This window comes from uncultured Christiangramia sp. (assembly GCF_913046405.1).
Lineage (GTDB): Bacteria > Bacteroidota > Bacteroidia > Flavobacteriales > Flavobacteriaceae > Christiangramia > Christiangramia marina.
In genome coordinates this window covers 1-12,056 of sequence record NZ_CAJWRQ010000087.1, presented here as the reverse complement: position 1 = coordinate 12,056, position 12,056 = coordinate 1, and the positions used below count along the sequence as shown (strand labels likewise).

At 39.1% G+C, this 12,056-nt stretch carries 14 protein-coding genes; 7 read left to right on the top strand and 7 right to left on the bottom strand.

The genetic code is table 11. The annotated features are described in order from the left end of the window. The coding region (locus tag QZ620_RS11120; RefSeq protein WP_295181616.1) for a lipocalin family protein at positions 1 to 322 on the bottom strand (322 nt) is incomplete at its 3' end. Next, positions 319 to 1,398, bottom strand: a complete 1,080-nt coding sequence (gene recF / locus QZ620_RS11115; RefSeq protein WP_295181614.1) for a DNA replication/repair protein RecF — start codon at positions 1,396 to 1,398, stop codon at positions 319 to 321. The genes recF and QZ620_RS11120, both read right to left, overlap by 4 nt. A 147-nt stretch (positions 1,399 to 1,545) precedes the next feature. On the opposite strand from recF, the gene QZ620_RS11110 reads away from it, so the two are divergent. The 7 genes from QZ620_RS11110 (at position 1,546) to QZ620_RS11080 (ending at position 7,763) form a co-directional block, all read left to right on the top strand. Next, entirely contained in the window at positions 1,546 to 2,319 is a 774-nt protein-coding gene (locus QZ620_RS11110) for a tetratricopeptide repeat protein (protein ID WP_295181612.1), read from the top strand. A 3-nt stretch (positions 2,320 to 2,322) separates the two neighbouring features. Further along, the gene (gene ribH / locus QZ620_RS11105) at positions 2,323 to 2,829 is read left to right on the top strand and encodes a 6,7-dimethyl-8-ribityllumazine synthase (RefSeq protein ID WP_295181610.1); all 507 of its coding nucleotides are present in this window, start codon (positions 2,323 to 2,325) and stop codon (positions 2,827 to 2,829) included. 106 nt (positions 2,830 to 2,935) lie between these two features. After that, the gene (locus tag QZ620_RS11100; protein WP_260443423.1) at positions 2,936 to 3,229 is read left to right on the top strand and encodes a hypothetical protein; all 294 of its coding nucleotides are present in this window, start codon (positions 2,936 to 2,938) and stop codon (positions 3,227 to 3,229) included. Then, complete coding sequence (gene mutL / locus QZ620_RS11095; protein WP_295181608.1) at positions 3,230 to 5,083, top strand: DNA mismatch repair endonuclease MutL; 1,854 nt, start codon at positions 3,230 to 3,232, stop codon at positions 5,081 to 5,083. Beyond that, complete coding sequence (locus QZ620_RS11090; RefSeq protein ID WP_295181607.1) at positions 5,083 to 5,826, top strand: rhomboid family intramembrane serine protease; 744 nt, start codon at positions 5,083 to 5,085, stop codon at positions 5,824 to 5,826. The genes mutL and QZ620_RS11090 overlap by 1 nt, the downstream gene beginning before the upstream one ends. Next, a complete protein-coding gene (locus QZ620_RS11085) occupies positions 5,826 to 6,734 on the top strand; it encodes a rhomboid family intramembrane serine protease (protein WP_295181605.1) in 909 nt (302 codons plus the stop codon). Before QZ620_RS11090 ends, QZ620_RS11085 begins: the two co-directional genes overlap by 1 nt. Then, complete coding sequence (locus QZ620_RS11080) at positions 6,735 to 7,763, top strand: endonuclease/exonuclease/phosphatase family protein (RefSeq protein WP_295181604.1); 1,029 nt, start codon at positions 6,735 to 6,737, stop codon at positions 7,761 to 7,763. On the opposite strand, the gene QZ620_RS11075 is transcribed toward QZ620_RS11080, so the two are convergent. The 5 genes from QZ620_RS11075 to QZ620_RS11055 all read right to left on the bottom strand — a co-directional run. Continuing rightward, positions 7,758 to 8,393, bottom strand: coding sequence for a WbqC family protein (locus tag QZ620_RS11075; RefSeq protein ID WP_295181602.1), 636 nt, complete (start codon positions 8,391 to 8,393; stop codon positions 7,758 to 7,760). The two genes, QZ620_RS11080 and QZ620_RS11075, sit on opposite strands and share 6 nt — an antisense overlap. Before the next feature lie 2 nt (positions 8,394 to 8,395). Next, on the bottom strand, positions 8,396 to 9,958 hold the full coding sequence (gene lepB, locus QZ620_RS11070) for a signal peptidase I (protein ID WP_295181601.1): 1,563 nt from the start codon (positions 9,956 to 9,958) through the stop codon (positions 8,396 to 8,398). Positions 9,959 to 10,007: 49 nt separating this feature from the next. Then, positions 10,008 to 10,721, bottom strand: coding sequence for a 4-hydroxy-tetrahydrodipicolinate reductase (gene dapB, locus QZ620_RS11065; protein ID WP_295181600.1), 714 nt, complete (start codon positions 10,719 to 10,721; stop codon positions 10,008 to 10,010). Next, positions 10,722 to 11,315, bottom strand: a complete 594-nt coding sequence (locus QZ620_RS11060) for a DUF5683 domain-containing protein (RefSeq protein ID WP_295181598.1) — start codon at positions 11,313 to 11,315, stop codon at positions 10,722 to 10,724. It abuts the gene before it with no gap. Beyond that, the coding region (locus QZ620_RS11055) for a ParB/RepB/Spo0J family partition protein (protein WP_295181596.1) at positions 11,305 to 12,056 on the bottom strand (752 nt) is incomplete at its 5' end. The genes QZ620_RS11060 and QZ620_RS11055, both read right to left, overlap by 11 nt.

Sequence of the window (12,056 nt, the reverse complement as noted above, 5' to 3'; positions counted from 1 at the left end):
CCTGCCATTCATCGAAAGCTGTACTATAATAAAGGTTCAAAACATCATCTTCTATCTTCGCGGTAATTTTTTCTGAATCATTTGAAGCTTCTATATAACCACCATCGATCTTTGGCTGAAGTTTCTTTCGAAAACCAACACTATCCTTGATCTCTATATAATCAATGTACTGACTTAAACTATATTCTATGACCGAATCATTTTCAACTTCCACTTTCTCGATCGTCCAGTACCCGGTGAGATTTTGCAATTGTTCATTGGGGTCTGTGTTCGTACAGGATGTGAGAACGATAGCGACTAATAAGTATAAAGCTTTTTTCAAAGTTTGAAAATTTTATAAGATTGATTACTGCCTTTTACGACCTTCTCGGTTCTATCTGCGTGAGTATCACTAAGAAAGATCTGTCCAAGTTCATTGGTAGCCACTAAGGCTACGATATGAGCAACCCTGTTTTCATCAAGTTTGTCAAAGATATCATCCAGCAGGAGAATAGGGTTCACCTGGCTAATTTTTTTTATAAAATCGAACTGTGCCAGTTTTAATGCGATCAAAAAGCTCTTTTGCTGTCCCTGGGAGCCGAACTTTTTAATAGGGTGACCCTCGATTTCAAAACTAAGGTCATCTTTATGGGTTCCCACAGAGGTGTATTGTAAAGCCATATCTTTCTGAAGATTTTCTTCAAGCAGTGATGATAAAGACTTTTCAGATAACTTACTCTTATAGTTAATATCTACGATCTCTTTATTATTAGTAATATCAGCATAACGTTTATTGAAGATCGGTATGAACTCTTTGAGAAAGCTTTTCCGTTTTTCGAATAGATCCTGTCCAAGGTTACTAATTTGGTGGTTGTAAACTTCCAGGGTATCACGATCGAAGGTGGAATTGGCAGCAAAATATTTTAATAAGGAATTTCGCTGTGAGATCTGTTTCGTGTAATTCAGTAAAGATTGGAGATAGGATTGATCACTTTGCGAAATAACACCGTCCATAAACTTTCTCCTTGTTTCTGAACCTTCAATAATAAGATCACGATCTGCCGGGGAAATGATCACGGTAGGAATAAATCCTATATGATCACTCACTTTATCGTAGGTTTTATTATTCCGTTTAATCACCTTTTTCTGTCCTTTCTTGGCGCTAACCAGGATCTTTTCAGCTTTCTCATTTTTTTCAAATTCTCCATCCACGACGAAAAATTCAGCATCATGATTGATATTCTGAGAAGTTATCGGGTTAAAATAGCTTTTTCCGAAGGAGAGATGGTAAATACTATCCAGAACGTTAGTTTTTCCAACGCCGTTATTACCAACCAGGCAATTGATCTTATTGTCAAAAGTAAATTCAGCCGTCTTTAGATTCTTGTAATTGAGAAGGCTAAGATTTTTTAGATGCATAAATGGCTGTTTTTCAGCTAGAAATATGAGAAATGAAGAGGTATTTTGAAAGCTGCAAAAGGACTTCAAATTATTCAAAAAATACAAATATTTTCTCTTTTAATTTTCACAAAATATTATATTTTTGCCACGCATTAAAAATTTTTTATGGCATCTTATAAGAAAAGAGGATACAAGCCTTCCGGGAAATCTGAGAAGGAACAAATCGAAGAACAGGAATCAACAACTGCTGAAGTTTTTAACAGTTTAGATGAAGGGGCAAGTAGAACCGAAACCTGGGTCGCCGATAATCAAAAGTATATCTACATTATTGTGGGAGTTGCTATCGTTGCTGTACTTGGATACCTTGGATATAATCGTTTTATCCATGAACCAAAACAGAACGAAGCTGCTAACGAGATGGCAATGGCACAGAACTACATGGCTTCAGCACTTAGAGCGAATGGAGCACAGAGTGATTCCCTTTACAATCTTGCACTTAATGGTGGGGAAGGTAAATACGGATTCCTTGATATTATAGAGAATTATGGTGGTACAGATGCTGCAAATCTTGCTCAGTATAATGCTGGTTTCGCTTACCTAAGAACTGGAAAGTATCAGGAAGCTATCGAGCAACTGGAAGGATTTAGTAGTGATGATGAGATTTTCTCTGCACTTGCAACTGGTGGAATTGGAGATGCTTTTCTGCAGCTAGACCAGCCGGAAGAAGCTTTAGGATATTATGAGAAGGCAGCGGATATGCGTACAAACTCATTTACAACCCCTAGATTTCTTTTAAAAGCTGCGATCACTGCAATCAATACTGGTGATGCTGAAGCTGCGGAAGAATATTTAATAAAGATCGAAGAGGAGTATGCAGATTCTCCGGAAGCAGATAAAGTGGCTGTCTATCTTGGACAGGCCCGCGCTATGAAAAAATAATATATGGCTACAAAAGGTAATAACCTTTCAGAGTACGATAAAGATACAATCCCAAACGCGAAAGACTTTCGGTTTGGGATTGTTGTTTCTGAATGGAATGAGGAAATAACACAAGGCTTATTTCAAGGAGCATTTGATGCGTGGATCGAAAACGGTGTGCAAAAGGAGAATATTGTTCGCTGGAACGTCCCAGGTAGCTTTGAACTTATTTACGGCTGCAAGAAAATGCAGGAAAGTTTCGAAATGCTCGATGCCATCGTTGCCGTTGGAAATGTGATACAGGGAGAGACTAAGCACTTCGATTTTGTATGTGATGGTGTAACCCAGGGTATTAAAGATCTAAATGTACAGACAGATATTCCGGTCATTTTTTGTGTGCTTACCGATAATAATATCGAGCAGTCTCGCGCCAGAAGTGGTGGAGAACACGGGAATAAGGGAACAGAAGCTGCTATTGCCGCGATAAAGATGGCTCAGCTTAGAAAGGACGCTAAATTCTACAAGGGATAAGCGAGATTTTCAAAACGGCATTGTCTTTGTGTTCTTATTAATCTAATAAGGCTTCGGAATTCTGAAGCATTTTGAGTAAATTTGGAACAGCAAACAATCTACAGTTTTGAAAATCAATTTAGGCAAGATCAGGAAAAATACTAGGTATAATTACACTCCTCGTTATTATAAGGGGAAAGATACCGGGAACGTCTATGATTTTGACTCAAAATTCAATAAATACAGAGAAGCTACAAATGCGATCGATTTTGGTTCTCACTGGGCTGAGGCTCGTGAATCCAGCCGCACGCGAGGTAATAGAAGTATCAACCGTCGTGTTGTTTATATTATTGTAGTACTCGTTTTTATTTGCCTGTGGATATTAGATTTTGATTTGTCCATTTTCTCGAATCCCCGTTAGATGAATAACATTATTCAACTGTTGCCCGATCATGTTGCAAACCAGATCGCTGCGGGTGAGGTGGTTCAACGACCGGCTTCAGTAATCAAAGAACTTCTCGAAAATAGTATAGACGCACATTCAGGTCGAATACAGGTGGTCATTAAAGACGCTGGTAAGACTTTGATACAGGTCATCGATGATGGTGCAGGAATGAGTATCACAGATGCACGCATGAGCTTTGAAAGACATGCAACTTCTAAGATAAAAATTGCCGATGATCTTTTTGCTTTGAGAACCAAAGGTTTCCGAGGTGAAGCCCTCGCATCTATTGCTGCGATCGCGCACGTGGAGTTAAAGACGAAGACAGAGAACGACGAAGTTGGTACCTGCATCAAGATCGAAGGGAGTAAGATCTCTGCCCAGGATCCCTGCGTAACTCCACAGGGAACCTGTATCAGTGTTAAGAATCTTTTTTATAACATACCAGCCCGAAGGAATTTTTTAAAGTCTGACAATGTCGAAACACGGCATATCATTGATGAATTTCAACGTGTGGCGCTGGCGCATCCAGATATTAGTTTTTCACTTACACATAACGGGAACGAATTATTTCAATTACCTGCTGCCAATCATCGCCAGCGAATCACCAATATTCTCGGTGGAAAAACAAACGAAAAACTTGTTCCGGTTGAAGAAGATACTGGTATCGTAAAGATTTCCGGATTCGTGGGCAAACCTGAATTCGCAAAAAAGAGCAGGGGAGAACAGTTCTTCTTCGTGAATAATCGTTTTATTAAAAGTCCGTATTTAAATCATGCTGTTGTAGCATCTTTTGAAGGGCTGCTGAAAGATAAAAGCTACCCAAGCTATTTTCTTTATCTGGATGTAGATCCAAAAACGATCGATATCAACATTCATCCAACTAAAACTGAAATCAAGTTTGATGATGAGCATGCCTTATATGCTATATTGAAAAGTGCGATCAAACACGCGCTTGGTCAATTCAATGTAGCGCCTATTCTGGATTTCGATAGGGATTCTGAATTGGATACACCGTATAATTACCAGTCAAAACAGGCGAGTGCGCCGCAGATCGAAGTAGATAGAAATTTTAATCCTTTTCAATCTGAAAACTCTGCACGGTCTTACAATTCTTCAAATTCTGGATACAGGAGAGAGAAACCTGCAGAGTGGGAAAGCCTGTACTCTGGTTTGGAATCTGAGTCAACTTCAGAAGTAGATGTTCGGCAAATAGAATTTGAAAGTGAAGAAGTTACCGGTAATCTCTTTGCCGGAAAAGAGGATGAGATCGAAAAATCTACCTTTCAGCTTCATAAAAAATATATTATTTCCACGCTTAAGAGCGGCATTCTCGTTATTGATCAACACCGTGCTCATACACGCATCCTTTATGAGGAATTATTGAAGAATATTACTGTTTCTGCAGCAGTTAGTCAGCAATTATTATTTCCTTTGAAACTTCAGTTTAATCATCAGGAAATGGAGATGCTGCAGGAGATCAAAGAATCTCTGGAACAAACCGGTTTTATCTTTTCATCATTCGATAAGGATGAAGTGGAGATCTCTGGAATTCCAACCCTGATCTCTGAAAGTGAAGTAGAAATTTTACTGGAACAGCTCATTGCCGACTTTGAAAAAGACGTACCTGATAATGGATTTTCTCAAACCGATCTATTATCAAAATCCTTGGCAAATTCAATGGCAGTACGTTCTGGAACCATGTTGAATTCAGCTGAGCAACAACATATTGTTAACCGACTTTTTGCCTGTAAGGAACCGGCTCTAAGTCCTTCAAATAGAACCATTTTCACTACGTTATCTATAGAGGAACTGGATAAAAAATTTGCCTAATGGGAAAAATTACTGATACGGTAAAGACGTTATTGATTATCAATGTGATATTTTTCATTGGGAGTCAGCTATTAGGTGATGTAGCCTACGAGTATTTCGCACTCTGGTTCGTCAAGAATCCTAACTTTCAGGTTTGGCAGGTCATTACCCATATGTTCATGCATGGTGGTTTTACACATATTCTTTTTAATATGTACGCCTTATGGGCTTTTGGTGGACCTATTGAGCAAATGCTGGGACAGAAAAGATTTTTATTTTTTTACTTCACAGCCGGGATAGGAGCCGCTTTGCTACATACGCTTGTAAATTTTTATGGGTACCAGACGGGAGTTCAGGATTTACTGGATGCAGGGATGAACATGACCCAGGTAGATAATTTCTTCTTGACCGGGGAGTATCCAAAAGCTATTCTGGACACTGTTCCTATGGATACTTTGCAAAGCGCCTACGAAGCGTTTACTACACCTGCTGTTGGAGCTTCCGGAGCAATATATGGGATTCTGGTAGCGTTTGGTATGATGTTTCCTAATGTAGAATTATTTCTGTTATTCGTGCCAGTACCAATTAAAGCTAAATATTTTATACCTGCGATCATTCTATTAGACCTGTTTTCAGGGGTTACGGGTTATTCTTTATTTGGAGGATCTATAGCACATTTTGCTCACGTTGGAGGCGCCCTGTTCGGGTTCCTGATGATGTATTACTGGAAAAAGAATCAGTTTAATGACAATCGCTGGTACTAATGAGCGCAGCAGACAAAATAAGATTTAAGTTGCAAACTGCTACGGTAGTGGAGAAGCTTATTGCGGTGAACGTACTGGCGTTCCTTGTTTTCTACCTATTCAGAACCATTGCCTATTTATTCAATATACCTTCAGATTTTTTACTGGAATGGTTAGTTTTTCCGAAGGAGCCACTGGAATATATTATGAAGCCATGGTCGATCATAACCTATGCATTTCTGCATAGCGGGATCTGGCATATTGCATCCAACATGCTTATTCTATATTTTTCAGGAATCTATTTTCTGAATTACTTTTCACCTAAAAGACTGCTGAATTACTATTTCCTGGGGATCATCATTGGAGCGCTGGTCTATATGCTCAGTTATAACCTTTTTCCAGCATTTCAGGGTACCGGCAAATCCTATTTGATAGGAGCTTCCGCAGGAGTGATGGCTGTACTTATTGGGATTGCCACACACGTCCCGAACATGAGAGTGAGATTAATGCTGATAGGCAGTGTGAAATTCTGGTATATCGCAGCATTTCTGGTAGCACTTGATGTCATACAGATTCCAATGGGTAACGCAGGTGGGCATTTCGCACATCTTGGAGGTGCAGCTCTAGGGTATATTTATACTAAACAGCTTCAGAAAGGAAATGATATTGGAAAATGGTTCGAGAATATTATGGATAGTGTTACGGCCTTATTCAAACCAGGTGAACGCAAACCAAAAATGAAAACAGTTCATCGTAATAAGACGCAGGCTGCAAAGACCCGGAAGACAACAACGAACAATACCTCCTCTAGTAAAAATGAGAAACAGCAAAAAGTAGATGACATTCTTGATAAGATCAGCAAAAGCGGATATGAAAGTTTGTCTAAAGCTGAAAAGGACTATTTATTTCAGGCAGGTAAAGAAGACTAGATGAAGAATCTAAATCTTTTTGACAAGCTTGTCTTTGTACTTAATTCGCTTGCCGCTACGGCCTTACTATTTTCCTATTTATTACCTCATGTTCCTCCTAAAACCTTTCCGCTACTATCGGTACTAAGTATGGGAGTTCCTGTACTCATTATTTTAAATTCACTGTTCCTGGTGTACTGGTTGATCCGGCTCAAAAAACAGTTATTGCTTTCTCTGATCGTGCTTTTACTAGGCTATAATTATATCTTAGTATTTGTAAACTTCGGAAATGATATCGATGAAGAACTGGAAGCAGATCTTACGTTAATGAGTTATAACGTTCGAATGTTCAACGCCTACAACTGGACTGAAAGAACCGATATTCCTGAAAAGATCACTGCTTTTGTAAAAGAAAAGGATCCGGATATACTTAGTGTGCAGGAACATTATGTAGGTGCCGCCGAATTATCGAAAATCTATCCATATAAGTATGTTAAGCTGAAGGGTAAGAATTCAGAATTTGGATCGGCGATCTTTTCTAAATATCCAATTTTAAAGGAGCATTCCGTAGACTTCCCCCATGATGGAAACAACAATGCTATTTATGCTGATGTTGTGATTAATAATGATACACTGCGGATTTTTAATGTACATTTCCAGTCATTGAATATTAAACCAGGTATATCCGACCTTAAGAACGAAGATTCCAAAAAATTACTCGGTAGAATTGGTCATGGTTTCTCTCTGCAACAGGAACAGGCGGAAATGATGATGAGGGAAGTAGACAGATCCCCTTATAAAACCATCATTATGGGTGATTTTAATAATACCAGCTTCTCGTATATCTATGACCTGGTGCGTCAGGATGGTCGTTTTAACGATGCATTTTTGACTGCTGGTACAGGCTTCGGAAAAAGCTTTAAGCTGAATTATTTTCCACTTCGTATAGATTTCTTATTGATCGAAAAGCAGATGGAAATACTCGAGTTTGAAAAATACAACGTTGATTTCTCAGATCATTTCCCGGTGTCTACTTCAATTAAATTATAAATTTTGTTCCTGTAAGTAAGCCAGTGATGCTGGCCCTTCATTGAAGATAAGGTCAAGAATACACAGGTTTTTTAGAAAACCTTGTTTCTCTTCAAAAACCTGATGATATCTCTCGTTTTCAAATCCAGAATCTGATTTTGCATTTACAAGGTTTCTAAGATCAAGCATTCCTTCCGGCTTCAGCTCATACTCTAATGTTTGATCAAATGTCCAGTCTGCCTGTAATGAATCTGCAACAAACTCCATACAGCGATAATTGAAATCCAGTAGGTATTTGAAGTTATTCTCATAGAGTGGTCTTAATTCATCCTCGTAGAACTCAAAGAATGGAGAGGTCTGGTAAGAAGCTTTAAACGCACGCCAATGCTGTAACTGCCAAGGAAACGCATTTTCGATCTGTATGTCCCGGTATTTTTGCCTCGCTTTTTTAGGAAGCCCTAAAGCAGCACTGTGCTTAATTGGAATATTCAGCGTAAGTTTTCCATTCGCGTCATAGATATACATGCGATTGCGATAGGTTTGTTTCTGGTAATTATCTTCAGATTCAAATACGACTGCTTCGGCTTTAGTAAAAGCAACCCACTGGCTTACAGGTCCAAAATAGGAGGGATGTAGTAAAACCGGATCCATCTTTAAGCTTCTCTACGTTGTTTAAAAAATCGCCACCCAAAGAACACTACCAATGCTATCAGAAAATATGGTAAAAATGAGGTTGGATCTCCGTCACCTTTCACTGTTGTAAAAACACGATCCCAACGAATTTTATCAAATCCGCTGGCATTGGAATCCCAGCTTAACCATATGAAAACAGGTTTACCTACTACATGATTTTCAGGAACATAACCCCATGTTCTACTATCTTCAGAATTATTTCTATTATCTCCCATCATCCAGTAGTAATTCTGGTGAAAAGTATATTCAGAGATCGGATTTCCATTCAACAATACTTGAGTACCATTGAGGCTTAGTTTATTATTCAAACCATATTCAGAACCTTCGTAAGTTTCGATGATCTCCTTGTAGAAAGGCATGCTTTCAGGAGTGATCTTTACCGTAACACCTTTCTTCGGAATATAAATAGGTCCAAAATTATCATTGTTCCATCGCGCCCTGTCATTCGGAAATAACCTGCTACTCTTAGAAACGGTATCAGCAGATCTCTGAATACTGGCCACATTTGGATGATTCTTCAGTCTTTCAAAAGTTTCTTCAGTAATAGCCACGAATGTAAATTCATTGGTGGTAGGATTATACCCGAAACCATCTGTAATATCATAAACTTTGTATAGCGTTTGAGGATTGAATGGCTGCCCTTTAGTAACACCAGTATAAGTAAACTGAGGTTTTGCTCTTTCTGGTAATTGTAGTTGCTCTCCGTTAATATATACCAATCCATTCTTTACTGATAATGAATCTCCCGGAACTCCCACCGCACGCTTCACATAATTGGATTTTTTATCGATCGGTTTTTCGTAATACTTCCCATCTCCGTATTGCTGAAAAGCATTTACGGTATCTACAGGCCAGTTAAATACGACAATATCGTTACGTTCAATATTTTCAAAACCAGGAAATCTAAGGTATGGGATTTGTGGATCATTAAGATAGGACTTTGTATTAACTACTGGAATGGTGTCGTGTACCATTGGAAAGGCCACTGCAGTCTTCGGTATTCTTGCACCGTAATGGAATTTGCTTACCAATAGAAAGTCACCTACAAGCAAAGTTTTTTCGAGAGAAGAGGTTGGAATGGTAAAAGGCTGCATAAAGTAAGTATGCACGATAGTCGCGGCAATTACCGCAAATAGGATGGAACTTACCCATTCACCAACTTCAGATCGAGGCTTAAGATCTCTATCAACGATATATGGATCGTTGGTAGCATAATTGACATAGTAAATATAAAACCCTAGGGTTAGAATTACCGCAAAGGTTTCGGCAGTAGAATTTCTACCGAAGCTTCGAATGGTTTCCACCCAGGTAACCGGTATGATGATAAGGTTTACGATGGGAATAAAGAAAAGTATGACCCACCATTTCGGTCGGTTGATGATCTGCATTAGAACTACCGCATTATAAACCGGGATCGCAGCTTCCCATGCTTTTCTACCTGCACGCTGATAAAGTTTCCAGGTCCCTAAAAAATGAACCACCTGTATGATCAGGAAAAAAATGAACCATTCGGTAAATGTCATATTGATTTCTTTTACTGGTTAGGCTGAAAACGCCTGCATTTGTTACAAATTAGTTCTTAAAAAGATCGGCAAGTACATCCTTCATGCTATAAATACCTGTTTTGTCTTGAAGATATTCTGCAGCGACCACAGCTCCAAGGGCAAATCCCTGCCTGCTTTTAGCGGTATGTTTGATCTCGATGGTATCAATTTCAGAATCGTAGCTTACTACGTGTGTTCCTGGAACATCTTCAATTCGCTTGGCATGGATCGGAATTTTATTCTCATCTGCCGAGTCCAATTGCCAGCCCTTTAATTGCTTGTTTTCATGAATGATCTGTTCAGCAAGGCTAATTGCGGTACCACTAGGGGCATCCAGTTTTTTAGTATGATGAATTTCCTCGATCTCTACGGAATAATCTTCCAGACCTTGCATCATCCCGGCTAATTTTTGGTTCAATTCGAAAAACACGTTGACCCCAAGACTAAAATTTGAAGCGTATATAAATGCTGAATTCTCTTCGGCACAGATTTTCGTTGCCTTTTCATAATCATCCAGCCAACCGGTAGTTCCACTCACAACGGGTACTCCAACTTTAAAACAAGTAGTAATATTTTTAAAGGCAGCATCGGGTACACTGAAATCTATAGCAACATCTGCCTTCGTGAGATCATGATTTTCGATGCCATCGCTTACTTTCAGCACGATCTCGTGACCTCTGTTTTTCGCGATTTCCTCAATGGTTTTACCCATTCTTCCGTAGCCTAAAAGAGCGATTTTCATTTAAAAATTAAAGTTTAAAGTAAGTCCGTAATTGGTTTTTCCGGTAAGTGAATTGAAATCGAGATTAGGTTGAAGTGTTAGATCTTCATCTACGTTAAACTGTCGTAAATGGGCCTCTACATTGGCATCGATGATATTTAGAATATAAACACCAACCGTTACCAGTAAAGAGATCTCTTTATTTTTCTGATAGAATTCCTGCGCACTAATAAGTCTGTCTGTACTAACTAGAACTCTGTCACCCTTACCATTAAATTCGTCTTCCCGTCCTGCGATCCGGTTCTTATAGGCGTCACGAAACCTGTTGTATTCTTTATCATTATCGAGATAAAAATAGATTCCTGTAGCCAGTCCGCCGTAAGCAATAGGAATTTTCCAGTAGCTGCCATTATAAGCCTGTCCTAACCCGGGAAGTATTGCCGAGTAAAATGCAGCTTTTGCCGGGGCAAGTGCGTTGTAAGGTTCGTAATCCTTCTCAACAACTTCAGTTTCTACACCTTTCTTTGCCTGAATGCTTAAAGAGTCGGTTTGCGCCTGGATTCCTGAAGAAGAGAACAGCACTAATAATATAAAAAGTAGTGATCTATTCTTCACTTTTGATCAGGTTTTTGATACGCTCAAAATCTTCTTCAGAAGAAAATGGAATTGTTAGTTTTCCACTTCCTTTTTTGGTAACCTTCACATCTACTTTGGTTCCCAAATATTCTGAAAATTCCTTGATTCCTTTTTTGTAGGTTTTTGGAACACTGGTCTTAGCAGTGGTATTTGCTGAAGTTTTCCCTTTGCCATTAAGCTCACGAACTAATTGCTCAGTTTCTCGAACCGACAATGATTTTTGCAGGATCTTCTCGTAAATATCAAGCTGTTGCTGCGTGTCATCAATATTGATAAGTGCACGGCCATGTCCCATACTAAGGAAACCATCTCTCATCCCGGTCTGGATGATAGGATCCAATTTTAGAAGCCTGAGGTAGTTGGCAACTGTAGACCTGTTTTTCCCAATCCTGTCACTTAATTGTTCCTGGGTTAACTGGATCTCATCGATCAATCTCTGGTAAGAAATAGCAATTTCTATAGGATCAAGATCCTGTCGCTGTATATTTTCAACAAGCGCCATTTCCAGGGATTCCTGGTCGTTCGCAATTCGAATATAGGAAGGGATGGTTTTAAGACCTACCAGTTTTGAAGCTCTAAATCTTCTTTCTCCAGATACCAGCTGGTATTTGTCAAAATCAAGTTTTCTTACCGTAATTGGCTGGATCACTCCAAGCTCCCGAATGGAAGTAGCAAGCTCCTTCAGTGAGTCTTCGTTAAAGCTGGTTCTTGGCTGAAATG